Here is a 25,882-nt window from a genome sequence, read left to right as displayed (position 1 = left end):
AACAGGATTACCAGCACCACCAGCAGGCCGGAAAACAGGTAGGCCAGCATCACCGCCGGGCCCGCGGCCGCAATGGCGTGCCCAGACCCGACAAACAACCCTGCGCCGATAATCCCTGCAATGGAGAGCATGGTGACGTGACGCGGCTTGAACCCTGCGCCAGCTCAATGCCAGACCACTGCTACCCTCCAGCAGCCCATTTTAAGACGCGCTGACGGGCCAACATTTATGCGTGAGTGAGGTACCAGCGCCAGTCCTGTTCTCCGACTTCAGCATTGAATTGACGGAACTCGCGCCACTTGATCGCCAGGAACACCTTCAGAAACTCAGCGCCCAGCGCCTCACGTGCCCAGGTTGAACGTTGCAATGCCTGCAACGCTGTCAGCCAGTCGGTGGGTAGAAAATCGGTCGCCTGTTCATAGCCATTCCCCACAATCGCCGCGCCGGGATCGCTTTCATGCGTGATGCCGTAGTGAATGCCCGCCAGTAACGCGGCAGCGGCGAGATAGGGGTTGGCATCGGCACCGCAAATGCGGTGTTCGATGTGCCGACTGAGTGCAGGGCCGCCGGGCACGCGGAACGAAACTGTACGGTTGTTGACGCCCCAACTTTTAGCCAGCGGCGCGTAACTACCGGTCTGGAAGCGTCGATATGAATTGGCGTGGGGGCAAAATATCGCCAGCGAGTCAAACAAGGTCTCCATCATCCCGCCGATGGAGTGCCGCAACAGTGGCGTGCCCTGTGGGTCTTCGCTCGCATACAGATTATTGCCGTGCTCGTCGGCAAGGCTGACGTGCAGGTGCATACCGCTGCCGGCCTGATCGCTGAATGGCTTGGCCATGAAGCATGCTTGCAGCCCATGTTTGTTGGCCACACCCTTGACCAGGCGTTTGTAGCGTACGCCTTCATCAATGGCCTGGAGTGCGTCGAACCGATGCTCCAGTGTCAACTCGACCTGGCCTGGCGCGTATTCGGATATCGCCGTACGTACCGGCAAGCCCTGCAGCGCGCACGCCGCGTAGAGGTCATCAAGAAACGGTTGAAGCTGCTCCAGCTCGTAAACGCCATAGACCTGTGGTGCAACAGGGCGTACGCCATTGGCCTGCAACGCCGGCTGCGGCCGACCGTTGACGTCGCGTTGTCGGTCCAGCAGGTAAAACTCCAACTCAACCGCCATGACCGGATGCAATCCATCGGCTTTCAGCCGCTCAATGGTGTTCACCAGTACGTGGCGCGGGTCCGCCGGTGCGGCGGGGATACCTTGGGTCGGGTGCATGCTCACCTGCACTTGACCGGTGGGGTTGGTGCGCCAGGGTTGCAAGGTCAGGCTTCCCGCCAAGGGGTATGTCCAACAATCGGCGTCAGCAACCTCCCAGACCAAGCCTGTGTCTTCTACGTCTTCACCCTGCACGGTCAAGGCGAGAATGGAACTTGGCAATGGCCGACCATTTTCGTAGATCGCCAGCAGTTCGTCGCGATGCAACAGTTTGCCCCGTGGAACGCCATTCGCGTCGATAAGGAACAACTCGATGCTCAGCACTTCAGGGTGGGCGGCCAGATAATCCAGGGCCTCTTTTTTATCCGCAAATTGCATGTCAAACCTCTTAGCGCTCATTCAAGCGACTGGCAGTATTTAAGAACAATGGCGTTTTCAGACGTGCCGTTATCAAGCGATAACCCGCGCGCCAGGCAGGGCAAGCAGCGTGGTCAGCGCGTTATCCAACTCAGCGATCAGCCTGTCGATATCCGCGTCACGTGTTTGCGGACAGCACAGGGTCATGTTGTGAAAAGGCGTGATCAGAATTCCGCGATTGATCAGATAGAGATGCAGCGCCATTTGGAGGCTGTCGTGAAAAGCCGCCTCGGCTTGCGCGCCTGTTCTTGGCGGTGTGGCACAGAATTGAAATTCACAACGCGCGCCCAACTCTGTTACCGACCAGTTCAGTTGGTGCCGCTTGAACAACGCTCGAAACCCCTGGGCCAGCCTTGAGGCCAGCGCCAGCATGTGCTCGTAGGCAGACTCGGTCATGACCGCTTCGAGACTGACGCGCATGCAGCGCATCGCCAGTGCGTTGGCCGACAGCGTCGTTCCCATGCCGCTATGGCCATGCCCGCCGCTCTCTTCGCTGATGGTCTTCTGGACGTCGCGCATGGCCGAGGCGACTGGCTCGCTAACGCCAAACACCGCGCAAGGCACGCCACCTGCAATGGGTTTACCCACCACGAAAAAGTCGGGTTTCAAATCCCACTGGCGCGTGCATCCACCGAGGCCGGTGGAAATAGTGTGGGTTTCATCAATGACCAACAGGCTGCCATATTTAAGGGTCAGCTCTCGACACTTTTGCATGAACCCCGGATCCGGCAGAACCATGCCAATGTTCGTCATCGCCGGCTCGCACATCAGTGCGCACACATCGCCCTGAGCTAAAGCTGCCTCCAGTGCGGCGACATCGTTGAAGGGGATGGATCGACTGTATTGGCTCAAGTCGTAGGCTTGGCCCACTAGGCCTGAACGGTGCACTGTCTTGCCGTCGCGGTAGCGCACCATCACGTCATCCACGGTGCCGTGGTAGCAGCCATCGAACACCAGCAAGACCTTGCGCTGGGTGATAGCGCGCGCCCAGCGCAGCACATAACGGTTGGCATCAGTCGCATTGGCGGTCACTTGCCAGTAAGGCAGCTCGAATCGCTGAGCCAGCAACTCGCCGCAGACCACCGCGTCTTCGCCCGGCAACATCGTGGTCAAGCCATTGTTCGCCTGTTCGGCTATGGCGCGGGCAATAGGATCAGGTGAATGGCCAAACATCGTACCGGTGTCGCCGAGGCAAAAGTCGATGTATTCATGCCCGTCAACGTCGGTGAAGCGCGCCCCTTTGGCACGCTGGACGAAGAGCGGCGAAGGCATCGACCAATCGCTCATCCAGTGCATGGGCACACCGTTGAACAGATTCGCCTTGGCGCGCTCGGCCAGCGCCAGTGAAGTGGGGTTGTTTTCTATAAACCGGGCACGCTCGGAGGCGGTAAAAGCAGCAATCGCTGATTCACTAATTCCACTTTTCGACATGATCAATACCCCATGTTAATTATCAAGTTAATTAAAAATTCGTTGCTCAATGACAGCCGGATACGGCTCAAAGAACTCAACTGTTCCTTGATACATCGCGCTTTTATAAAGCTCGGTTATAGCCCCCCGCCCACCATCGTGATTGAGCGCGCTGGAGCGTATTCAAACTTAATAATCGCCGTGAGGGGCTTTGTTCTCGACCAGACAGTTCCCGCCATCCACCACAAGGACTTCCCCTGTGATGTAACTGGCGTCAGGCGATGCCAGAAATGCAACCGCCGCCGCCACTTCGCGGGGGCTGCCTGCGCGCCCTATCGGGGTGAAGCGCCCTGCCTCGGCCTCAACGGGGGTGGTTGAGCCCGTGGTGATCCAGCCGGGGGCCACGCTGTTGACGGTAATCCCCTGCTTGGCGACTTCAAGCGCAAGCCCCATGTTCATGCCCACCATCGCGGCCTTGGCGGCGCTATACGCGGCTTCCCCCGGATTGCTCCCGCGGGTGCCCGTGGTGGAACTGATATTGACAATGCGCCCGTAACTTCTCGCCTTCATACCGGGCAACACGGCTCGGGTCAGCAGAAAGGCAGTGGTCAGGTTTCGGGCCAGTGAAAGGTTCCAGTCATGCAGTTCCATCGACGCCAATTCCGAGAAAATCTCAGGGCTGCCGTGCATGGACATACCGGCATTGTTCACCAGAATATCGACCTGCCCCCAGACTGACTCTGCCCAGAGGCTGAAGTCTCGCACCTGACTTTCATCGGTAAGATCAGTGGGCCTGCCTTCAACTTCAAACCCTTCAAGGCGCAGCTCTTTAACCCGATCCACAATGCGGTTGCTGCTGGCAGTGATGATCAACTTCGCCCCGGATGCACCTAGCCTGCGAGCAATAGCCATGCCGATGCCGGATTCACTCCCGGCACCACTGACGAGTGCAACATGCCCTCTCAATTGCATATCCAACATGGCGTGCCCCACGTATTTAATGTGAAAGAGAGTAGAAACTAGGCGAATAAATCTGATACATAAAGACAATCATCATCAGAAAATCTGACAACTCCCATGGCATTTACCAGTGAGTCACTTAAAATTTTCCTCTCGGTCATCGACAGCGGATCCTTTTCGGCGGCGGCGCGAAAATTAGGCCGGGTACCCTCGGCCGTTAACATGGCGGTGTCGCAGCTTGAAGCAGAGTTGGATTTGTTGCTTTTTGACCGATCAACTCGCAAAGCCATTCCTACGGCCGCCGCCAAGGCACTTGAGCCCCAGGCACGACAGGTCGCAAGCCAGATAAACCTGCTGGATGCGCATGCCCTCCAGTTGCATCAGGGGTTGGAGGAGCGCCTGGTCTTTGCGATGGCGCCGGAGTTGCAAACAGGCGTATGGAATCGTCCGCTGTCGATTATCGCCAGGGAGTTTCCCACACTGGAAATCGAGATCCGCTCCGCGTCCCATCCGGAGGCAATGCGCATGCTCCATGAAGGGCGTGTGCAGTTGGCACTTGGATTTGAACGACCAGGGCTTGATGAGCGGGAAACATTTCTTGAAGCGGGGAGCCAGCTGTTAGTAGCGGTTGCTGCTCCAGACCACCCTGCGGCCGCCGGCAAGAAAAGCCCCTTGAGCGAGGAGCAACTGGTCAACGTTCGGCAGATCATCGTCGCCACAGGAGGACCTGCAGACTCTGACCCGCGTGTTGTGCTGTCACGGCGGATTTGGCACAGCGACAATTATCTGGCCACGCTGGACCTGGTGCAGCAAGGATTGGGTTGGGCTTATCTTCCAAAATCGCTGGTACACCCTCTCATCACGTCAGGCGCATTGACAGAGGTGGTGTTTGACTACATGCCGAGTCAGATGCGGTTATGGGTCGATATCATTTGGGTAAAAAATCGGCCCCTGGGACTGGGCGCGCTTCGTTACCTGAGCCTGATACGCGAAATTACACAGGGCGAGCCTCGTCGTATTTGATGAGTAAAAGTGCAGATTGAGGCTTGCGGCGGCGCCCACTCGCCGTCGCGAAGATCAAACAACTCATCCCCCCGTCATTATTAGCCGTCTGGCTCAGCGCTTGTGTAGCCGCTCACCAAACCGCGATATGTGAGTCTGCCCTTGGCTCAGTGCCCCCGCACAACACGCCGGTGGCCGGGTCACGCAGGATGATCTGCCCACGCCCGTAGTCGGTCAGGTCGCTGTCGGTCTGCACCTTGTGCCCGCGCCGCGCCAGCGCATTGACCAGGTCGCGGGACGCGCCGTGTTCGATGCCGACCTTCATGTCGCCCAGCCATTGCCAGCGCGGTGCGTCGAGGGCCGCCTGGGGGTTGAGGCCGAAGTCCACCAGGTTCATCACCATCTGCACATGGCCCTGGGGCTGCATATAGCCGCCCATCACGCCGAACGGTCCAAGGGCCTGGCCGTCCTTGCTGAGAAAACCCGGGATGATGGTGTGGAAGGTTTTCTTGCCCGGTGCCAGGCAATTGGAGTGGGACTCATCGAGGCTGAATTCCTGCCCGCGATTCTGCAAGGCGAGGCCGCTGTCGGGCAGCACCACGCCGGAGCCGAAGCCGTGGTAGTTGCTCTGGATGAACGAAACCATATTGCCTTCGGCGTCGGCGGTCGCCAGGTACACCGTGCCGCTGGCATGGGGGGCGCCGGGTTTGGGCGGCTGCGCCTGCTCGCCGATCTCGCCACGGCGACGGGTGCTGTAGTCGTCACTCAGCAGGTCGGCCACCGCCACGCGCATGTGCGCAGGGTCGGTGATGTAATGCAGGCCGTCGCTGTAGGCCAGCTTCATGGCTTCCAGCTGGCGATGCCAGGTTTGCTGGCTGTCGCGGTGATCGAAGTTGAAGCCTTCGAGGATCTTCAGCGCCATCAGTGCAACCAGGCCCTGGCCGCTCGGCGGGATTTCCCAAACATCCACGCCCCGGTAATTGATATGGATCGGCTCCACCCACTGCGCGCGGTAATCCTTGAGGTCGCTGGCGCGCAGGTAACCACCGCTGGCGCGCGAATGCGCATCCAGGCGCTCGGCCAGAGCGCCGCGATACAGGCTTTCGCAGCCGGTGGCGGCGAGTTCTTCCAGAGTACGGGCCTGGGCCGGGTTGCGGAAAATCTCGCCGGCCTGGGGCGCGCGCCCGTCGATGAGGAAGGTGTCGAACCAGGCTTGCAGCACGTCATCGCGGTACGGGCTGAATTCGTTCAAGGATACCTGCCATTGATGGGCGACCACCGGCGACAACGGGAAACCGTCGCGCGCCAGGCTGATGGCCGGCTGCAGCACATCTGCAAACGGCAATTTACCGAAGCGTTTGGACAACTCGGCCCACGCCGACGGGCAACCGGGCACCGTCACCGAGGTCCAGCCGTACAGCGGCATCTGTTGATGCCCTGCCGCCTTGACCGCCTCGATACTCAAGGCGGCCGGCGCATGGCCGTTGCCGTTCAGGCCATGCAACTGCCCCTTGCACCACACCAGCGCAAAGGCATCGCCACCCAGTCCACAACCGGTGGGTTCTACAACGGTCAGCGCAGCGGCGGTGGCGATGGCGGCATCAATGGCATTGCCGCCCTTTTGCATGATTTCGATGCCGGCCTGGGACGCCAGCGGCTGGGACGCCGCGACCATGCCGCGACGGGCAAATACGCTCTGGCGTTGCGACGGGTAGGGGTATTCGTGAGCGGAGAATTTCAACATGGCAAAGGCTCTTCAAAAATAGGTCATAACACGCGGCTGAGAAACGCCCGGGTACGCGGATGGCTGGGACGGCTGAAAATCTGCTCCGGCGGCCCTTGCTCGATTAATTCGCCCTGGTCGAGCACCACCACGCGGTCGGCCACTTCACGGGCAAAGCCCATTTCGTGGGTGACCACCACCATGGTCATGCCCTCCTCGGCCAGCTCCTTCATCACCTGCAGCACTTCGCCGACGGTTTCCGGGTCGAGGGCGCTGGTGGGTTCGTCGAACAGCATCGCCTGGGGTTTCATCGCCAGCGCACGGGCAATCGCCACTCGTTGCTGCTGGCCACCGGAGAGCATCGACGGATAGTGGCTGGCCTTGTCCGCCAGGCCGACCCGCGCCAGCAAGCCCCGAGCCTGTTCCAGCGCCTGGGCACGCGGTACGCCGAGCACCTGGATCGGCGCTTCGATGATGTTTTCCAATGCAGTCATGTGCGGGAACAGGTTGAAGCGCTGGAACACCATGCCGATGTCGCGGCGCTGACGGGCGATGTTGCGCTCCGAATCACGTACCAGGCTGCCATCGGCGCGTTCGCGATAGCCCATGGCACGGCCGTTGACGCGAATGCGCCCGCCCTGGATGTCTTCCAGCAGGTTGATGCAGCGGATAAAGGTGGTCTTGCCGGAGCCGGAGGCGCCGATCAGCACCACTACTTCGCCGCGCCGCACTTGCAGGGAGATGCCCTTGAGGATCTGCAACTCGCCGAACGACTTCTGGATATCCTGTGCGTCAATGATCAGCTCTTCACTTTGGTGCGCCATGGTTAACGTCCCCTCAGCAGTTTCAGGGTGCTGCGACCGAACATGCGGCTGGCGGCCGGAGGTGGCGCCGAAGGTCGATCGGATTGGCCGAAACGGTTTTCGAGCCAGCGTTGGAAAAAGCCCCACAGCGTGGTCAAGGTCAGGAAGTAAATCGCGACGACCAGGTACAACTCGAATACGCGAAACGTCGCCGAGGTCACCATCTGCGTGCTGAGCAACAACTCCTGCACGCCGATCACACTCACCAGCGTGGTGTTCTTGAGCATCACATTGAACTCATTGCCCAGCGGCGGCACGATCACCCGAAACGCCTGGGGCAACACAATGCGCCGCATCAGTTTGCCGAACCCCATGCCCAGGGAACGCCCGGCTTCGTACTGGCCCTTGTCCACCGCGCCGATGCCGGCGCGGATGATTTCGGCCATGTACGCGCCTTCATTCAGGCCCAGGGCGATGATCGCCGCCTGGATATTGCCGGGGATGATCAGCCCGAACAGCTCGATGTCCTCGAAGCGGAAGATCCCGCCCGCTGCCAGTGCGGTGTACAAAAACACGATCTGCACCAGCAGCGGCGTGCCGCGCATCAGCCACACATAAAGGCGTACCGGCAGGTGCAGCAGTGGGTTCTTCGACAGGCGCAACAGCGCGGCCGCCAGGCCCAGCGCACAGCCGAGCAGCATCGCCAGCACGCTGATCAGGCAAGTCAGCCACAACCCGGTGAGGTAGACCCCACTGGGCTGCAGCAGGTATTGCCAGAACACATCCCAATTGAAATTCATCGTGGTAGAACCTCAGTCAAGTGAGTCGCTGCTGACATGCCATTTGTTGAGCAATTGCACATAGCTGCCGTCGCTGCGCATGTCGCTGATGATCTGCTGCACGGCGGCGGTCAGTTGCGGGTCGTCCTTGCGCATGCCCAGGCCGGTGAGGATGCGGCTGAATGCAGGTACCCCTTCCTGGAACAGCTCCGGGGCCATCGCCGCGTAGTAACCGGCGGTTTCCACAGTGGTGCCATAGGCGTCGACCTGGCTGATGCGCAGTGCCTGGAACGCATCGGTGTCGGTGTTGTAGACCACCAGTTTCATCGGTGGCTTGCCGGCCTTGGCGAGGCTCTCGTTCTGGGTATCGAGCAGGGCCTTGATGGTAGAGCCGTTGAGCACCGCCACCTTGCGCGTGGACAGGTCATCCAGGGTCTTGATGCCTTTGGGGTTACCCTTGGGCACCACCACCGCCTGGCTGGAATACATGTAGTTGACGATGTCGATCACCTGGCGCCGCTCGGGCTTGTCGAACAGTTGGTCGGCGATCATGTCGCACTGCTGGGCAAGCAGCGCCGGCACCAGGCCGGAAAACGGAATGACCCGCCATTGCACGGTTTTATTGCCCAGGCGCTTGGCGATTTCCAGGCCCAGGTCGACGGTGAGCCCACGCGGTTTCTGGGATTCGTCGAAGGACACCAGGGGCGGTGAATCCATCCCCGAGCAATAGGTGAGTTTGTCGACGCTCTTCAGGCGCTCAGGCACCTGGACTGCGGCGCAGGCCCATTGCGTACAGAGACCCATGGTTACAGCCACCAGCAAGGCGCGGTGTTGTTTATGCATGACCAGACACTCCACTTCGTTAAATAACGGGGCAGGAATCAACGCCTAAACATGGGCGGGTTGGGACCCGCCTCTTTTATTTTTCCAATTGCAGAAATTGAATCAGCAGCGGCACGGTGCCTTCGATGTGTTCGCGTACCACAGCTTCGGCACCGGCGGCGTCACCGGCGCGAATCGCGTCGAGGATTACGGCGTGTTCCTGGCGCGCGCTGAGGGGTTTTTCGCTGTGCTGCAGCCACAAGCGCATGGGCGCTTCCACCAGCGAATACAACGCCGAAATCTGCTTGAGCAAGCGTGGCCGACCGCTGAGCCCGCACAGGTATTCGTGAAAGGCACGGTGGCAACGGACCCACGCGGCGCTCTCGTCGCGGTAGTCATCCATCTCGTCCAGCAGCCGCTCCAGAGCCGCCATCTGGCGCTCACCGATACGGCTGACCGCGACGCGCACCGCCAGGCCTTCCAGTGCGCTGCGCATCTCGAACACCTCGTGCAGCTCAGCGATATCCAGGCCGCTGACGATCGCACCGCGATTGGGCCGCAGCGTCACCAGGCCCTGGGCGTCCAGGCGGCGGAATGCCTCACGCACCGGCATGCGGCTCATGCCGATTTCGCTGGCGATATCCTCGGCGATCAGGCGATCGCCCTTGCGGAAACGACCGCCGCAGATGGCGTCGAGGAGGAAGTTGTAGGCCTCCTCCTCGGCAGTGAGGGGCTGGCGGTCAACGTAAGCGGGGGCAAATTGCATTGGCAGCCTCTTTGTATTTTTGTATCCAATTATCCACGAATACAAAAAAGCATAACGCGTGCCAACACCTCGCGCAGAACATTACTCATTGATTTAAATGAAGTCTTCCGTTTGGGTGGGGAGAATTGCGCAAAGCGGGTAAAGCGATTTGCTACTAAATGACGCAGCAACTTCCCATTTCTGCGCAAGAAAGTAGCGGATGTCCGTTGAAGGGCCGGGTGACGCCTGATGATCTACACAGGGTATTTGGCAGCATGCGAATTCAACCTATCCAGGGCAATCACGGAATTGAGCAGGATCAACAGCCTCTGTACGTGAGGTCGGATCCAATGAGCAAATCAAGTCATTTGGCAGGCCTTTTTTTCTGCCATCAGCGCACCAAACCCCTCCCGCTTAATGGATCCAGTAAAATCGAATCGATCGATAATCGCCCAAAACAATCTTAAAATTACTGGCCTACATATTGACTCACAGCAGCTCTAGAAATTTAATGGATCCATTAAACAAAAATAATTAATCAACCAGAGAGTCGCCATGTACCCCAAAAACACTTGGTACGTCGCCTGCACACCCGATGAAATCGCCCAAAAACCCCTGGGTCGGCAGATCTGCGGTGAAAAGATGGTGTTTTATCGTGGCCCGCAAGGCAGCGTCGTCGCCATCGAGGACTTCTGCCCCCATCGCGGCGCACCGCTTTCACTGGGTTATGTCGAAAATGGCAACCTGGTTTGCGGCTATCACGGCCTGGTCATGGGGGCCGACGGCAGGACTGTCGAAATGCCCGGGCAGCGGGTGCGTGGTTTTCCGTGCAACAAGACCTTTGCCGCGGTTGAACGCTATGGCTTTATCTGGGTATGGCCCGGCGATCAGGCCCTTGCCGACCCGGCACTGATTCATCACCTGGAGTGGGCAGTGAGTGACCAGTGGGCGTACGGCGGCGGGCTGTTTGATATCCAGTGCGATTACCGCCTGATGATCGACAACCTGATGGACCTGACCCACGAAACCTACGTCCACGCTTCCAGCATCGGCCAAAAGGAAATCGATGAAGCGCCGCCCGTCACCACGGTTGAAGGCGACGAAGTCATCACCGCCCGGCACATGGAAAACATCCTGGCTCCGCCGTTCTGGCGCATGGCCCTGCGCGGCAACAACCTCGCCGACGATGTGCCGGTGGACCGCTGGCAGATCTGTCGCTTCACCCCGCCAAGCCATGTGCTGATCGAAGTCGGCGTGGCCCACGCCGGCAAGGGCGGCTACCACGCAGCGCCCGAACACAAGGCGGCAAGCATCGTGGTCGACTTCATCACCCCGCAAACCGAGACCTCGATCTGGTATTTCTGGGGCATGGCGCGCAACTTCAACCCTCAGGATGAGGCGCTGACCGCCAGCATTCGTGAAGGCCAAGGGAAGATTTTCAGCGAAGACCTGGAGATGCTTGAACGTCAGCAGCAGAACCTGCTGGCCCACCCGCAACGCAACCTGCTCAAGCTGAATATCGATGCCGGCGGCGTGCAGTCGCGCAAAATCCTGGAGCGACTGATTGCCAAGGAACGCACCCTCGAACCACAACTGATCACGACCACCACCGCCTGAATGGCGCGACAACTCTGCGAGGACCGAACATGATCGATGTGGTGGTGGTATCCCGTAATAACGAAGCCCAAGATATTTGCAGCTATGAACTGGCCAGGGTCGATGGCCAGCCGCTGCCCGCCTTCAGTGCCGGCGCGCACATTGACGTGCATCTGCCGGACGGGCTGGTGCGCCAGTATTCGCTATGCAATCACCCCGAGGAGCGTCATCGCTATCTGATCGGCGTACTCAACGACCCGGCTTCTCGCGGCGGCTCGCGCAGCTTGCACGAGCAGGTACACGAGGGCGCCCACCTGACGATCAGCGAACCACGCAATCTATTCCCCCTCGCCCATGAAGCACGACGCAGCCTGCTGTTCGCCGGCGGCATCGGCATCACCCCGATCCTGTGCATGGCCGAGCGCCTGGCCCATGCAGGTGCCGACTTCGACCTGCATTATTGTGCCCGCGCCAGTGAACGTGCGGCGTTTGTACAGCGGCTCAAGACGTCGCCGTTTGCCGAGCGCGTGTTCCTGCATTTCGATGAGCAGCCCCACACGGCCCTCAAGACTGCCGAGGTGCTGGCTGCGCCCGCAGACGATGTGCACCTGTATGTCTGCGGCCCCGGCGGTTTCATGCAACACGTGCTCGACAGCGCGCGGGCGCAAGGCTGGCAGGAGGACTGCCTGCATCGCGAGTACTTCTCGGCGGCACCAGTGGACAACAGCCTCGACGGGAGCTTTTCGGTGAAGCTCGGCAGCAGCGGCCAGGTCTTCACGATCCCCGCCGACAAGACCGTGGTCCAGGTCCTGGAAAGCCAGGGCATCGAGATTGCCGTGTCCTGCGAACAAGGGATCTGTGGCACCTGCCTGACCCGAGTGCTGGACGGTATCCCAGAGCACCGCGACCTGTTCCTCACCGAGCAGGAACAGGCGCTGAACGACCAGTTCACGCCCTGCTGCTCACGCTCGAAAACCCCACTGTTGGTGCTCGACATCTGAACCGTGTCACGACGCGGGCAAAATCACCTTCATGCGCGCGTCGGCGGTGGCTGAACTGAAGATCTCGGCATAACGCAACGTCGCATTGGCGTGTTCGCGCATGATGGCTTCGGCGCGCGCGCCCTGGCGATTGACCAGGGCATCGAACACCGAGTGATGCTGCATGTGGGCATAGTTGAAGCGCCGGTATTCACGAGCCATGTCCTCACGATCTACCGCCAGCGCGGTCACCGATGCGAATGGCAGGTGATCATTGCGTGCCAGCGCATCGGTGATCGCCGGGTTGTGGCTGCCCTCCACAATGACCTGGTGAAAGCGCATGTTCAGGTCGTGGTAAACCTCAAGGTCATCTTCGGTCACGTAGCCTTTGTCGAACAGTTGGTCGCCTTCCACCAGGCAGCGCTCCAGCGCCGCACGCGCCGCGTCGGAAAGACCATGCTCGGCGGCTTGCCGCGCAGCCAGGCCTTCCAGCACACCGCGCACTTCGACGGCGCCGGCAATGTCACTGGGGCTGACCGACCGCACCTGATAGCCGCGCCCGCCAAACGGCACCAGCAGCCCTTCCTGCTCAAGGGTACGAAACGCCATGCGCACCGGCATGCGCGACACACCAAAGCGTTGCGCCGTAGGGGTTTCCATCAGGCGCTCCCCCGCCACCAACTCACCGTTGGCAATCATCTTGCGCAGTGCAACCAGCACCAATTGACCGGGCTTACTCATCCAGGCAACTTCCAGAAAACGTGGCCTGCCATAGTACCGCAAGCATCCGATCCCGTCAGACGAACGCCAGCGCGGCGCGCGCGCCCTCTATGGCACCCAGGTGTTGCGCCAGCCGCGACGGCAGGTAATCGAAAAAGAACCCGGCGCTTTGCAGCTTGGCGGCACGCAATGGGTCATCTTCGGGCAATGCCCTAGAGACCCGCGCTGCCCGCGCCCAGGCAAAGGCCAGCAACGCCACGCCACAGAGCTGGAGGAAATCCGGCGCAACCCGATAGGGGTATTCACTGTCTTCCTTCGCGCGTTCACGCACGGCGCTCACCACACTGGCCAGCGCGTCGCACAGACTGCCCAATGCGCGGGAGAACCCTGCGCACTCGACAGACTGCACGCCCTGCCCGGCCTCGGCACGCAACTCGGCCAGCAGCAGGCCAAAGGCTCGACCTTCATCCCCCAGCACTTTGCGCAGCAACAGGTCATTGGCCTGGATCTCGTTACTGCCCTCGTAGATCATCGCGATGCGGCTGTCCCGCAGGGTTTGCTCGATGGCGAACTCGGTGACATAGCCGTAACCGCCAAATACCTGCAACGCATTGCTGGCCTGGCGAAAGCCCTGCTCGGTGAAAAACGCCTTGATGATGGGCGTCAGCAAAGGCGCCAACTGAGCCGCCGAGGAGTCCCGGCTGTGCTCGGCCTGATCCAGCAGGTGCGCCGCCCAATAGCCGATGGCACGCATACCCTCGCTGGTGGTGCGCAGCTCCAGCAACACGCGGCGCATGGCCGGGTGATAACGGATCGGGTCAGCGGCCTGGGCCGCCACGTCTTCGGGCCTTGATGGTGCACGCATCTGCACACGCTCGGCAGCGTACTGCCGGGCATTCTGCCAAGCCGCCTCGACATGCCCCAGGCCTTGCAGGCCGACATGCAGGCGCGCCGAATTCATCATGACGAACATCGCCGCCAGGCCCTGATTGGCATCACCGATCAGCCAGCCTTGGGCGGCGTTGAATACCAGGGAGCAGGTGGCGCTGCCCTTGATGCCCATCTTGTGTTCGATACCGTCGCAATGCACACCATTGGCCCGGCCATCGTCCAGCTGCTTGGGTACCAGGAACAGTGAAATGCCGCGACTGCCCGGCGGCGCATCGGGCAGGCGCGCCAGCACCAGGTGCAGAATATTGGCCGTGAGGTCATGCTCACCGCCGGAGATAAACAGCTTGCTGCCGCTCAAGCGATAGCTGCCATCCGCCTGGGGTTCAGCGCGACAGCGCAGCAAACCGACATCGCTGCCAGCCTGGGACTCGGTCAGGCACATGGTGGGCAACGCCTGGCCACTGACAATCTCCGACAGGTAGCGTGCCTGCAGCCAAGGGTCGGCGTGAGTCTTGAGGCACAGGTAGGCGCCGTGGGCGATCCCGGTGTACATGGCCCAGGCATGGTTGCTGGCGTAGAGCATCTCTTGCAGCGCCGCCTCGAGCAGCTGCGGCAGGCCCTGCCCGCCCTGCTCTTCGGCGCACGCCAGCGCCGGCCAGCCACCCTCGACGTAAGCACGATAGGCCTCGACGAAGCCGTCCGGGGTGCTGACCTGGCCCGCCTGCCAGCGGCAGCCCTGGCGATCACCGTGGCTGTTCAACGGCGCCAGCACGCCCTGGCTGAAGCGTGCCGCCTCTTCCAATACTTGTAATGCCAGCGGCAGGTCGAGGGCCTCGAACGCCGGGTTGCGCCGCCAGCTGTCGGGCGCCTGCAACCAGTGTTCGAGGACAAATTGCATATCGCGCAGGGGCGCCTCATAGCTCCACATCGGGACACCTCATCGACTAAAAAAGAATCACGCACTCAGGCGCGAAAAGCAGGGTTCTCGATCAGCAGCGCCATGCCCTGCCCGCCGCCCACACACGCCGCGGCAATCCCGTAGCGCAGGTTGTGCTGACGCAGTTGTCGGGCCAGGGACATGACCAGGCGCAGGCCCGTGGCAGCCAGTGGATGCCCCAGTGCCAGCGAGCCGCCCTGGACGTTGAGGCGGGTGCTGTCCAGCTCAAGTTCATGGGCCACCGCCAGCACTTGGGCGGCCTGGGCTTCGTTGATCTCGAAGCGGCCGATGTCATCCAGATTCAACCCACTGCGTTGCAGCAGCAGACGAATCGCCGGCGCCGGGCCGATGCCCATGAACTCGGGGGCCACGCCGACCACCGCGCTGGCCAGCAACCGCGCCAGGGCTGGCCGCGTGCAGGCCGAGGCGCGGCCCACCAACGCCGCCGCCGCGCCATCCACCACGGCACAACTGTTGCCGGCGGTTTGCACGCCGCCGGGATGCACGGCGCGCAAGCGTTTCAAGCTTGCAAGGTCGGTGGGCCGAGGGTGGCTGTCCTCGCTGACGGCACCGGTCCGACGCGCCAGGCTGATGCCTCTGGGCTGGTATCCCTCAAGCTCGAATACCTGGTTATCGACCGCCACCACCTCGTCAACCCAAGCGCCGTCACGCTGCGCCTGCAACGCTCGCTGGTGGCTGGCGCAGGCGTAGCGGTCCACCGCCTCGCGGCCCAGGCCATAACGGCGCGCCAGGTTGTCGGCCGTGGCGATCATGTCCAGGCCCGGGGCCGGGTCGTACAGGGCTTCCCACAGAAAATCCTTGAACTGGACCTCGCCGCCAAGACGAAACCCGCCCCTGTGGGTGTAAGCCGCGATGGGGTTGCGCGACATGGATTCACTGGCCACACACAAGGCCAGTTGCACGCCGTCCCGCAGTTGCCCGGCAGCCTGGCGCAACAGTTCGAAACCGGTGGCGCAGATGCGCTGCACCCCCAGTGCCGGGACCGCTTGCGCCACCCCGCTGTACAAGCCGATATGCCGTGGCAGCAAGTAGGCATCGAAACTGGCCTGGGCCATGGAGCCGGCCAGAACGCTGTCCACCGCCTGCGGTTCAATACCGGCCCGGGCCATTACCTCACGGCCTACCTTGATCCCCAGGTCGATGGGTGAAACCTGAGACAGTGCTCCACCCAGGTCAATCCAGGGGGTGCGCACGGCCTCGAAAATCGCCACATCGGCAAATGCCGAATACTGCCCGTTCAAGGTTTCGGCTCGGCGCGCAGGATCGTCGCCTCTTCGCCGCGATACAACGCCTCGACCTTGGCCGCGCGCCATTGCAGCACGGCGCGCTGGTTGATCGAACCTTTGTCGGTGATTTCCCCACGGTCGATGGACGCCGGCTCGTCGAGCAGGGCAATCCATTCCAGGCGACTGGCATTGCCGGTGGCCCCGCGATTGAGGCGTTGCAACCAGTCGCCGAACCACTGGCGCACCGGCGCACTGCCGAGCACGTCGGCGTCGCTGGCGGCGGCGTCCAGGCCCGCCAGCCGACGGCATTCGTAGAGCCTGGGGAACACCAGTGCTCCGAGGCACTCGCGATCGGGCGCGGCAATCACCAGGTCCTGCACATAGGGCGAGCCGTCGAGCACCGCGCGATTGCGCAACGGACCCACGCTGACAAACACCCCGGAAGACAGCTTGAAATCCTCGGCAATTCGCCCATCGAACATCAGGCCCAGTTGCGGCTGCTGAGGGTCGGCGAGCTTGATCGCGTCTCCTGAACAGTAGAACCCCTGCTCATCGAACACCTCGGCGGTTTGCTGGGGCGCCCGCCAGTATCCCGGCATGATATGCGGCCCGCGAAAGCGCCCTTCGAACTTGCCGTCCACCGGTACCAGGCGCACCTCGCAGCCCGGCGCGGGCAAACCGATATAGCCGGCCATGGACAACGGCCCGGTGGTGAAGGTGCAGGACGGCGCGGCTTCGGTCATGCCCAGCCCGGCCATCATGCGGATGCGTTCACCGCAGTGCTGTTCGGCCACCCGATCGAGGCGATCCCAGATACTTTGGGACAGGCCGGCGGCGGCGAAGAAGAACAGTTTCATCCGCGCAAAAAAACGCTCGCGCAACTCGGCGTCCTGTTCCAGGGCGTTGACCAGCTCTTCCCAGCCCTTGGGCACCGTCAGGTAAGCCGTGGGCGAAATCTCCTTGAGGTTGCGCAAGGTCTGGGCAAAACCCTGGACCGTGGGCTTGCCGTCGTCCAGATAAAAAGTGCCACCGTTGTAGAGCACGATGCCGACGTTGTGGCTGCCGCCAAAGGTGTGATTCCACGGCAGCCAGTCCACCAGCACCGGAGGCTCCTCACCGAACACCGGAAACGTCTGCAACAGCATCTGCTGGTTGGCGCAGAGCATGCGCTGGGTGGTGATCACGGCCTTGGGCAATTTGGTCGAGCCCGAGGTGAAGAGAAACTTGGCGATGCTGTCGGGACCGGTGGCATTGAAGGCCTGCTCGGCCTCAGCGCCCCCCGACGTGTGCAGCAGGCTGGCGAAGCTTATCTGGCTGCGCCCGGGCACTTGGCCGCGCACGCAGATCAACGGGGTTTCGGCCGGCAATACGGCCTCGATCGCACGCTGGTAGGCCGCTGCATCGCTGACGAACACCAGCCCGGGTTGCAGCAGGTCACAGACATGCCGCAGCTTGGCGAAATCCTGGGACAACAACGCGTACGCCGGCGAGACCGGGCAGTAGGGAATACCGGCGTACATGGCGCCGAGGGCGACCTGCAAATGCTCGATGTCGTTGCCGGACAGCAAGGCCAACGGCTTGTCCGCCGACAGCCCGTAGCTGAGCAGGCTCTGGGCAATTGCGCGCACGCTGTCGAGCATCTCGCGGTAGCTGACACGGCGCCAATCACCACCGGCCTGGCGTGCCGCGATAAACGTCTGCTCGGGCCGTACCCGAGCCCAATGCACCAGGCGATCGAGCAGGCGCGCCGGCAACTCGGCCAGGGGTTCCAGGGAGCGCATGTGCAACACGCCGTGTTCTTCAGTGACCGCCACTGGTGCGTGGCCGATGGAGACCTCGCGGTATCGCGGTGCGGGCTGGGGTTGCGGTCGGAATTCGGAACTCACAAGGGTGTCCTCCAGCAAGGCGGATCACAGCCGCCTTGTTATTGTTATGTCGCAGCAACTGCTCAGATCGGGTAATGCCGTGGCCCGTTCTGCAAGGTCACCCAGCGCAATTGCGTGAAGTGCTCAATGGACGCCTTGCCACCAAAGCTGCCGTACCCACTGGACTTGACCCCACCAAACGGCATCTGCGCCTCGTCATGCACGGTCGGGCCGTTGATATGGCAAATACCCGACTCGACCCGCTGCGCCAGTGCCAGCGCGCGCCCGGTGTCGCGACTGAAGATCGCCGCCGACAGGCCGAACTCGGAATCGTTGGCCAGGCGCAACAAGGCTTCATCACCCTCACCACGCAGCAGGACGGCCACCGGGCCAAAGGACTCTTCGCGGTACAAGCGCATCTGTTCGCTGACGCCATCGATCAGGGTCGGCTGCAGGATGCTGCCCTCCAGTTGGCCGCCCACCACCAGCCGCGCGCCCTTGGCCAGGGCATCGTCGATCAGGGCCTTGATGCGTGTGCCGGCGCTGGCGTCCACCAGGGAACCCAGTACCGAATCCGCCGCCACGGGGTCACCCGCACGCAGGGTCGCGACCTTGGCCGCCAGCTTGGCAACGAAGGCATCGGCGACCCTGGCATCGACGATCAGGCGTTCGGTGGACATGCAAATCTGGCCCTGGTTGAAATAGGCGCCAAAGGCCGCTGCCGCCACAGCCGCGTCAAGATCGGCATCGTCGAGCACCAGCAACGGTGCCTTGCCACCCAACTCCAGCAAGGCCGGCTTGAGGTGACGGGCCGAGAGTTCGCCGACAATCCGCCCAACATGGGTCGAGCCGGTGAAATTGACCCGCCGCACGGCCGGGTTGGCGATCAACCGCTCGACAATCGCGGCGGCATCGGCCGGGGCATTGCTGATGACGTTGACCACGCCATCGCCCAGGCCGGCGTCCTGCAATACCTGGCCGATCAGGCGGTGCACCGCCGGGCTCAGCTCCGAGGCCTTGAGCACCACGGTGTTACCGCAGGCCAGCGGCATGGCGATGGCGCGCGTGGCGAGGATGACCGGAGCGTTCCACGGCGCGATGCCCAGCACCACACCGCAAGGCTGACGCAAGGCCATGGCGAAACTGCCGGGGACATCGGAGGGGATCACCTCCCCCGTAATCTGGGTGGTCATCGACGCCGCTTCGCGCAGCATATTGGCCGCCAGACGCACGTTGAAGCCATACCAGTTGGCCATGGCGCCGGTCTCGCCGGCGGCGGCGATGAATTCGCTGCTGCGCGCCTGCAATTGCTCGGCAGCGTTGAGCAAGCGGGTGCGGCGTTCGTTGGGCGCCAGCGCCGCCCACGCGGGGAACGCGGCGTGGGCGGCGGCGACCGCGGCGTCGGCATCTTCCAGGGTCGCCGCAGCCACCCGCGAGACCACTTCACCGGTCACCGGGTTGCGACGCTCGAAGGTTCGACCGTCGCGGGCGGGGCACGACTGGCCGCCGATCAACAGGGGCACGTCCAGCATGGTGATTCCTCTTTATTGTCTTTATCGGGAATACGTTCAAGCAGGGTACAACGGCGCGGCCAGGCGGCCGCGCTCTTCAGCGTTTATAGGCCTGCAGGCCAGGCTTGATGCTCTTGTCGTCGAGGAACTGTTTCATGCCCTGCTCGCGACCGCCTTCGGTGTCGAGCAGGCGCGACTGGTCGAGCTTGGCGTAGAGGTAATCCTCGTTCTGCTCCCAGGTCAGTTCACGGCAGCGCTTGAAGCCATGCTTGGCCGCACGCAGCACCACCGGGTTTTTCTCCAGCAGGTTGCGCGCCAGTTCGATGGTCACTTCGCGCAGTTGAGCCAGGGGCACGCTTTCGTTGACCAGGCCCATTTGCGCGGCTTTCTGCCCGCCAAAGGTCTTGCCGGTCATGATGTAGTACAGCGATTGACGATGGCCTACGGTGTCGGCCATGGCCTTGCTCACCAGGTTGCCCGGCGGGATGCCCCAGTTGATTTCCGAGAGGCCGAAGGTCGCTTCGTCGGCGCAGATCGCCAGGTCGCACGCCACCAGCGGGCTGAAGCCACCGCCGAAGCACCAGCCATTGACCATGGCGATGGTCGGCTTGGCGTACATGCGCAGCAGCTTCCATTGCCATTGCGAGGCTTCGCGGCGGATTTTTTCCTGGAGGATTTCCGGGCCGGCATCCACTTCGCGGAAGTATTCCTTGAGGTCCATGCCCGCCGTCCAGGCTTCGCCCGCTCCGGTGAGGACCAGCACGCCGGCGGCAGGGTCCTGCTCGAGGGTTTCCAGGACGTCGATCATTTCCCGGTTCAGGGTCGGGCTCATGGCGTTGCGTTTTTCCGGACGATTGAGAATGACCCAGGCAATGCCTTCTTCGATCTCAACCTTGACTGTGGTCCAACGGCCTTCGTAATTGCTCATGGCGGTACGCTCTTGTTCTGGGTGTGAAGATGATTCGAAATTAAACCGCAAATATAGTTATGTCAATTAACTATTAATCTTAATAACCAATATTTTTCCTGCTTAAAACCCATGCGTTGCAGGCGCTGTGAAAACCCGGCATAGCCATAGCGCGCCAACACCGGCAAACTAGATAGCCTTATTAACCTGCACCTTTTGAGGATTGCACTGCCAATGGCCAAGCCTTCCAACATCGCCACCGCCAGCCAGGCCCTGCCCGACAACGACGAGGTGCGGCCGCCGCTGGATTCAGCCCTGGACGATCTGATCGGTTACGCCATGCGCCGCGCCCAGCTCAAGCTGTTCCAGAACCTGATCGGCCGGTTGTCGGACCACGACCTGCGCCCGGCGCAGTTCTCGGCCATGGCGATCATCGAGCAGAACCCCGGGCTGATGCAGGCCGACCTGGCACGCGCCCTGGCCATCGAGCCGCCCCAGGTGGTGCCGTTGCTGAACAAGCTGGAAAGCCGCGCCCTGGCCGTGCGGGTACGCTGCAAGCCGGACAAGCGCTCCTACGGGATCTTCCTCAGCAAGAGCGGCGAAACCCTGCTCAAGGAACTCAAGGCGATCGCCGCCCAGAGTGACCTCGACGCCACGGCCGCCCTCGACGGCCAGGAACGTGAAGAGCTGCTGCGCTTGCTGAAGAAGGTCTACCAGGACTGATCGGCCTACCAGAGCGCCACGGTGTAGAGCACCAGGAAACGGGTCTGGTTTTCATCGCGAAAGGCAGCGCCGCTCGGGAAGTCATTGCGGTAGATCGACTTGCGCGCCATGAATCCGACGTTCTTCAGCGGACCGCTCTGAATCACATACCCCAGTTCCATCTGGAACTCGCGCTCCTTGCGATCCTCGGCGTTCAACGCGGCCAATTCGATGTGGTCGCCACGCACATAGCGCAGCCGAGTCTTCAGCCCCGGCACACCCGATGCCGCGAAGTCATAGTCGTAGATGGCTTGCCAGGTGCGCTCCTTGGCGTTGAGAAAGTCCGAGCTCATGGTCAGTTCGCTCATGCCCATCAACTCCGTTCCCGAGATATAGGGCGTGGCCGTCTCCCCGCTTGAGTGCATGTAGCCAAGGCTGACGCGATGGCCGCCCAGGCGATAGCCAAACAACGCCGAGAGGTTGCGGTTATCCACCCTGCCCGCCTTGGCACTGCCATCATCACGGCTGAAAAAACTGCGCAGGTCGCTGGTGAGCACGCCATCACCCACCGGCAAATTGTGCAGCAGCGCCAGAGTGTCTTGCTGGTAGAGGTCCGCGATCTGCGCGTGATAGACCCGCAGGCTGAGGTCTTTGTTGACCTGGTAATCACCGCCGACGTAAGCCAGGTGCGAGGTGGTGGCGGTGGCGTTGAAGCGCCGGTTGGGTGAGGCGATGGTCATGGCCTGGTAGTCGGTGGAGTCGCGTTTGTTGATGCGGTCGATATAGCCCGTGTTGAGGGTCAGGCCATCGATGTCCTTGGAGCTCAACGTGGTGCCGCGAAACGTTTGCGGCAGCAGCCGCGACGGACTGGCAAAGGCAAACGGCAGGAAGATCGACACATCGCCGGCCTTGACCGTGGTTTGGGCGAACCGCAGTTTGGCGGTTGGGGCCAGGCGCGAGTACTCGTCGGCGGCGCGCTTGTCGCTGGCCGACACCGGCAACAACTCGGTACCGCTGCGGTCCGGCGAAGAGTCGAGCTTGACCCCCATCAACCCTCGGACATCCAGGCCAAAGCCCACCGGGCCAGGGGTGTAACCCGATTCCAGGTTGAGGATGAACGCCTGGGCCCATTCCCGTGCGGCGGTCTTCGCACCGTCGTCCTTGTAGTCACGGTCCAGGTAGTAATTGCGCAAGGTCAGGGTGCCGTGGCTGTCGTCGATAAAGCCGGCAGCCCACAGCGAACCGGGCAGCACGCTCAAGGCCAGCAATGCCATCAGCCGGCATGGAGTGTTGTTCGACACACAGGAGACGGACGCCACGGCAACGGCGTCCTCCATAGGGAGTTCTGGCATGTTCGATGTCCATTTTTGTTGTTATTGGGTTGGCACACGCTCGGGCCTGTCAGCCTCGCGAGCCAAGAATGGAAACAGCCGACGGTACTCGTCAACCGCAAATGACCGATAATCGAACATTAATAAAGCTATCTATTTTTTAGCCATGAACAAACAAGTATCTCAATTTATTGATTTTAGTGACTTTATTCTGTTTTTTTACTGATATTATTCCACGATTCATTTTTTAGTTATATTTGTTATCTTAATCTTCAGCAGCCACTCAAGCTCGCCACCACAACAAAAACAACAATGAGGTTTGCCATGGACAGTCCATCGCGTCGTTCGACGCTGACTATTGCGTTGTGCTTTATCGTTGCGCTGATCGAAGGGTTCGATCTGCAAGCCGCCGGCACTGCCGCCGCCGGGTTACGTCAAACCTTCGCCCTGGATCCGAAGATGCTCGGCTGGGTGTTCAGCGTCGGCATCATCGGCCTGCTGCCGGGGGCGTTCTTCGGTGGCTGGGTTGCCGACCGGATCGGGCGCAAGAAAATCCTGGTCAGCGCCGTGCTGCTGTTCGGGTTGTTTTCCCTGAGCACCGCATTTGTCGAGAGCTACTCAAGCTTGTTGCTGGTGCGTTTTCTCACCGGCCTGGGCCTGGGCGCCGCGTTGCCCAACCTGATCGCGCTGTGCGCCGAAGCGGTGAGCGAACGCAACCGTGGCACGGCCATTAGCGTGATGTACTGCGGGGTGCCGCTGGGGGGAGCATTGGCCGCGCTGGTGGCGATGTTTTCCAGTGAGCACTGGCAGACTACGTTTATTATCGGCGGCCTGGCGCCCTTGCTGGCCGTGCCGTTGATGATCCTGCTGCTGCCTGAATCCAGTGCCTTTCGCCAACAGCTCGACAACCCCCACGGCGCCCGCCCCTCCACCGGCCAGGCGCTGTTCGGCGAAGGTCGCGCACGTACCACGCTGGCTTTGTGGCTCAGCTACTTTTTCACCTTGACCGTGATGTACATGCTGCTTAACTGGCTGCCGTCGCTGTTGCTGGAACAGGGTTTCAGCAAACCCCAGGCGGGCATGGTGCAGATGCTCTTCAATATCGGCGGTGCTCTGGGTTCACTGCTCGGCGGCGTGCTGCTGGACCGCTGCAATGCCGTCAAAGTGGTGCTGTCGGTGTATGCCGGATTGCTCGCGGCGTTGGCCGGGGTCGGGTTGTCGGTGGGCATTGTGCCCATGGCCATCGCCGGTTTTGCCGCCGGCTTGTTCGTGATGGCTGCGCAGTTGGTGCTGTACGCCTCGGCACCGCCCTCGTATCCCACCTCAGTGCGTGCCACCGGCGTCGGTGCTGCCGTGGCCGTGGGCCGCCTGGGTTCGGTGGCCGGGCCGCTGGCGGCCGGGCAACTCCTTGCGGCCGGCGCCGGCACCGCGGGGGTACTGCTGGCGACGTCCCCCGGGGTGGTGATTGCCGCACTGACCATCATCAGCGTGATGGTGCGTACGGCACCAACTAGAACTTATGCAGCCAATTGAGCACCAGTTTGTTGCCCTCGGTGCGGTTCTGCGCCTGCTGTTCAAAGTAGGCGTTTACCGATAGCACCTCTTCCTTGCTGAACGCATAGACCAGGCCTGGGCCAATGGCCCAGACCTTTTCCCGGCGCCCGCTCACGGCGTGCCCATCAACCTGGGTGTCGGTGATCTGCTTCAACCAATAGCCGTTGACCCCTACGCTCAGTTGCTGACTCAAGGCATATTGCAGCGTCAGGTTGGCATGCAATGCCTGGCCGGCCTGGGTATCGGAAACGTCCCCGAAGCCAGCCTGCGGATCATCATTCTTGCCATTCCACAGGTACATGAAACGCCCGCTCGCCGACCATTTCGGGCTCAACCAGTACGTCGCCGCGTAATACGGGTTGAATGACCAGAAGTTGCTGCCGGGGTTGATCGAGCGATTGCGGTCATAGGCCCCCACCGGGATCGAGACATCAGCCTCCACACGCTGGGTCAACAGCGGGCTGCCATCGGCGCGGTTCAGGGTTGGCAATTGCAGAAAGGCACCCACCGTCAGGTCACCGAAGCCCGCACGGGAACTCAGCGCCGCATTGTTCAACCCGTCGTCGACATTTACATGGGCCAGGGAGGTGTTGATCAAGGTGAAGCCGGGCATCGCGCCATTGGCCAGGGGTTGGCCGACGTAGATGATCTGCGTGGTGGGCGCCACCACTTCCAGGTCCTGCCTGGGCAGCGCCAGCTTGTTGCCGTGGGCATCATTGAAACGGCTGGAACGGGAGTACGTCAGGTACTCCTCCAGGTACCAGCCGGGGCCGGCCGGCGCTGGCGAGCCGTCGTAGAAACTGGTGGTGCCGAGGTTGAGTCCGGGCAGGTCGTAAGCATGTGCAGTCGATGTCAGTGCGACAAATGTCGTGGCCGCAACCGTCCGCAAGATAGGCTTGAGCATCTTGTATGTCCTGTATTTTTGTTGTTGTTCAAGACTCCCGGCACGAGGGGCCGCACCGGGATTTATCGCGGTGGCAGGCCCTACACGTAGGTGGCGGCCAACCCGCCGTCCACCGGCAGATTGACCCCGTTGACCCAGCGCGAAGCATCCGAGCAGAGGAAGGCAATCACCGCCGCCACCTCATCGGCCAGGGCTGGGCGGGTCATGCGCTGGCTGTCCTCGGCCACCCGCTGCGGCCCGAGCATGCTGACGAAATCGCCGAGAATCGGGGTAAACACCGGCCCCGGCGCCACGCAGTTGATACGCACCGAGTGATCGCGAAACCAGCCCTGGGATTGTTGGAAGCTCCACACGATCAGCGCCTCCTTGAAGTATTGATAACAGCTGGCCTGCTCCACCGGATTGGCCGCCAGCCACTGCTGCCCGGCCTCGAAGCTGTGTATCGCGGCCAGCGCCTTGTGCAGCTCCAGCCGTTGCGGCCATTGCGCACCAAGCACCGAGGCGACATTGACGATGCTGCCGCCCGCCGGCATGCGTGGCAGCAGCGATTGCGTCAGGTGCCGCAGCCCCAGGTAATTGACCGTGGCCACCGCTTGCACGGGCGCCGTACCGGGCACCCCGGCGATGTTGCACAGCCCGTGAACCCGCGCGGGCAGGCGCGCCACCAGCGCATCAATGCTGACAGGGTCACCCAGGTCAGCCTGGAAGAAGCCATCCAGGGTCAACTGCGGTTCATGGCGATCCACACCGATCACCGTGGCGCCCTGGAAACGCGCGAGCCGCGCCAGTTCGGCGCCAATGCCGGAAGCGACACCGGTAACAATCAGGATTTTGTTGTGCAGGTTCATGTTCAAGCCCTC

The 25,882-nt window shown here is 61.7% G+C and carries 22 protein-coding genes and 1 pseudogene; 5 read left to right on the top strand and 18 right to left on the bottom strand.

Annotated elements, in window-relative coordinates; all coding sequences use genetic code 11:
* Positions 1–5: 5 nt before the first annotated feature.
* The 4 genes and pseudogenes from PSH96_RS11055 to PSH96_RS11040 all read right to left on the bottom strand — a co-directional run.
* Positions 6–155: pseudogene (locus tag PSH96_RS11055) on the bottom strand (GABA permease); the annotation flags it as partial.
* Between the two features lie 71 nt (positions 156–226).
* On the bottom strand, positions 227–1,594 hold the full coding sequence (locus tag PSH96_RS11050) for a glutamine synthetase family protein (RefSeq protein ID WP_236369838.1): 1,368 nt from the start codon (positions 1,592–1,594) through the stop codon (positions 227–229).
* Positions 1,595–1,666: 72 nt separating this feature from the next.
* Complete coding sequence (locus PSH96_RS11045) at positions 1,667–3,064, bottom strand: aspartate aminotransferase family protein (protein WP_305459199.1); 1,398 nt, start codon at positions 3,062–3,064, stop codon at positions 1,667–1,669.
* A gap of 168 nt (positions 3,065–3,232) precedes the next feature.
* A complete protein-coding gene (locus PSH96_RS11040; protein WP_305459197.1) occupies positions 3,233–4,024 on the bottom strand; it encodes an SDR family NAD(P)-dependent oxidoreductase in 792 nt (263 codons plus the stop codon).
* A gap of 96 nt (positions 4,025–4,120) precedes the next feature.
* Between PSH96_RS11040 and PSH96_RS11035 the strand changes: the two genes are divergently transcribed.
* Complete coding sequence (locus tag PSH96_RS11035) at positions 4,121–5,026, top strand: LysR family transcriptional regulator (protein WP_017136660.1); 906 nt, start codon at positions 4,121–4,123, stop codon at positions 5,024–5,026.
* A gap of 112 nt (positions 5,027–5,138) precedes the next feature.
* Here PSH96_RS11035 and PSH96_RS11030 read toward each other — a convergent pair whose 3' ends face one another.
* The 5 genes from PSH96_RS11030 to PSH96_RS11010 all read right to left on the bottom strand — a co-directional run bounded on the left by PSH96_RS11030 (position 5,139) and on the right by PSH96_RS11010 (position 9,898).
* Positions 5,139–6,749 (bottom strand): gamma-glutamyltransferase family protein, encoded by a 1,611-nt coding sequence (locus PSH96_RS11030; protein WP_305459195.1) that lies wholly within the window; start codon positions 6,747–6,749, stop codon positions 5,139–5,141.
* A gap of 23 nt (positions 6,750–6,772) precedes the next feature.
* Complete coding sequence (locus PSH96_RS11025) at positions 6,773–7,552, bottom strand: amino acid ABC transporter ATP-binding protein (RefSeq protein ID WP_065888097.1); 780 nt, start codon at positions 7,550–7,552, stop codon at positions 6,773–6,775.
* Between the two features lie 2 nt (positions 7,553–7,554).
* Positions 7,555–8,331 carry an amino acid ABC transporter permease gene (locus tag PSH96_RS11020; RefSeq protein WP_003236553.1) on the bottom strand — a complete coding sequence of 259 codons (777 nt, stop codon included), beginning with the start codon at positions 8,329–8,331 and terminating at the stop codon, positions 7,555–7,557.
* 12 nt (positions 8,332–8,343) lie between these two features.
* Positions 8,344–9,153: an ABC transporter substrate-binding protein gene (locus PSH96_RS11015; protein ID WP_305459192.1), complete on the bottom strand. Its 810-nt coding sequence runs from the start codon at positions 9,151–9,153 to the stop codon at positions 8,344–8,346.
* A 76-nt stretch (positions 9,154–9,229) separates the two neighbouring features.
* Positions 9,230–9,898, bottom strand: coding sequence for a GntR family transcriptional regulator (locus PSH96_RS11010; protein ID WP_305459191.1), 669 nt, complete (start codon positions 9,896–9,898; stop codon positions 9,230–9,232).
* A 534-nt stretch (positions 9,899–10,432) separates the two neighbouring features.
* Between PSH96_RS11010 and PSH96_RS11005 the strand changes: the two genes are divergently transcribed.
* Entirely contained in the window at positions 10,433–11,494 is a 1,062-nt protein-coding gene (locus PSH96_RS11005) for an aromatic ring-hydroxylating dioxygenase subunit alpha (RefSeq protein WP_305459189.1), read from the top strand.
* A 29-nt stretch (positions 11,495–11,523) separates the two neighbouring features.
* Positions 11,524–12,474 (top strand): PDR/VanB family oxidoreductase, encoded by a 951-nt coding sequence (locus PSH96_RS11000; RefSeq protein WP_305459187.1) that lies wholly within the window; start codon positions 11,524–11,526, stop codon positions 12,472–12,474.
* Positions 12,475–12,480: 6 nt separating this feature from the next.
* Here PSH96_RS11000 and PSH96_RS10995 read toward each other — a convergent pair whose 3' ends face one another.
* From PSH96_RS10995 to PSH96_RS10970, 6 genes are all read right to left on the bottom strand, one after another.
* A complete protein-coding gene (locus tag PSH96_RS10995; RefSeq protein ID WP_305459185.1) occupies positions 12,481–13,194 on the bottom strand; it encodes a GntR family transcriptional regulator in 714 nt (237 codons plus the stop codon).
* 55 nt (positions 13,195–13,249) lie between these two features.
* The gene (locus PSH96_RS10990) at positions 13,250–14,992 is read right to left on the bottom strand and encodes an acyl-CoA dehydrogenase (protein ID WP_305459184.1); all 1,743 of its coding nucleotides are present in this window, start codon (positions 14,990–14,992) and stop codon (positions 13,250–13,252) included.
* 35 nt (positions 14,993–15,027) lie between these two features.
* Positions 15,028–16,263: a thiolase family protein gene (locus tag PSH96_RS10985; RefSeq protein ID WP_305459182.1), complete on the bottom strand. Its 1,236-nt coding sequence runs from the start codon at positions 16,261–16,263 to the stop codon at positions 15,028–15,030.
* The gene (locus PSH96_RS10980) at positions 16,260–18,134 is read right to left on the bottom strand and encodes a feruloyl-CoA synthase (RefSeq protein WP_305459180.1); all 1,875 of its coding nucleotides are present in this window, start codon (positions 18,132–18,134) and stop codon (positions 16,260–16,262) included. Before PSH96_RS10980 ends, PSH96_RS10985 begins: the two co-directional genes overlap by 4 nt.
* A 62-nt stretch (positions 18,135–18,196) precedes the next feature.
* Positions 18,197–19,645 carry an aldehyde dehydrogenase gene (locus PSH96_RS10975; protein ID WP_305459179.1) on the bottom strand — a complete coding sequence of 483 codons (1,449 nt, stop codon included), beginning with the start codon at positions 19,643–19,645 and terminating at the stop codon, positions 18,197–18,199.
* Between the two features lie 76 nt (positions 19,646–19,721).
* Positions 19,722–20,552, bottom strand: coding sequence for a p-hydroxycinnamoyl CoA hydratase/lyase (locus tag PSH96_RS10970; RefSeq protein WP_017139056.1), 831 nt, complete (start codon positions 20,550–20,552; stop codon positions 19,722–19,724).
* A gap of 213 nt (positions 20,553–20,765) precedes the next feature.
* Here PSH96_RS10970 and PSH96_RS10965 point away from each other — a divergent pair, with 213 nt between their 5' ends.
* Positions 20,766–21,254, top strand: a complete 489-nt coding sequence (locus tag PSH96_RS10965; RefSeq protein WP_305459177.1) for a MarR family winged helix-turn-helix transcriptional regulator — start codon at positions 20,766–20,768, stop codon at positions 21,252–21,254.
* A gap of 5 nt (positions 21,255–21,259) precedes the next feature.
* Here PSH96_RS10965 and PSH96_RS10960 read toward each other — a convergent pair whose 3' ends face one another.
* Entirely contained in the window at positions 21,260–22,585 is a 1,326-nt protein-coding gene (locus PSH96_RS10960; RefSeq protein WP_305459175.1) for an OprD family porin, read from the bottom strand.
* Positions 22,586–22,888: 303 nt separating this feature from the next.
* On the opposite strand from PSH96_RS10960, the gene mhpT reads away from it, so the two are divergent.
* Entirely contained in the window at positions 22,889–24,097 is a 1,209-nt protein-coding gene (gene mhpT / locus PSH96_RS10955) for a 3-(3-hydroxy-phenyl)propionate transporter MhpT (RefSeq protein WP_305459173.1), read from the top strand.
* Here mhpT and PSH96_RS10950 read toward each other — a convergent pair.
* Both PSH96_RS10950 and PSH96_RS10945 read right to left on the bottom strand, forming a co-directional pair.
* Positions 24,075–25,022 carry a transporter gene (locus PSH96_RS10950; RefSeq protein ID WP_305459172.1) on the bottom strand — a complete coding sequence of 316 codons (948 nt, stop codon included), beginning with the start codon at positions 25,020–25,022 and terminating at the stop codon, positions 24,075–24,077. The two genes, mhpT and PSH96_RS10950, sit on opposite strands and share 23 nt — an antisense overlap.
* A gap of 80 nt (positions 25,023–25,102) precedes the next feature.
* Positions 25,103–25,870, bottom strand: a complete 768-nt coding sequence (locus PSH96_RS10945; RefSeq protein ID WP_305459170.1) for a coniferyl-alcohol dehydrogenase — start codon at positions 25,868–25,870, stop codon at positions 25,103–25,105.
* Between the last annotated feature and the right edge of the window lie 12 nt (positions 25,871–25,882).

It is taken from the genome of Pseudomonas sp. FP2338, assembly GCF_030687515.1.
GTDB classification, from domain to species: domain Bacteria; phylum Pseudomonadota; class Gammaproteobacteria; order Pseudomonadales; family Pseudomonadaceae; genus Aquipseudomonas; species Aquipseudomonas salomonii.
Note: the sequence above shows the minus strand (reverse complement) of the source record. Positions and strands in the feature narration are given on the sequence as shown.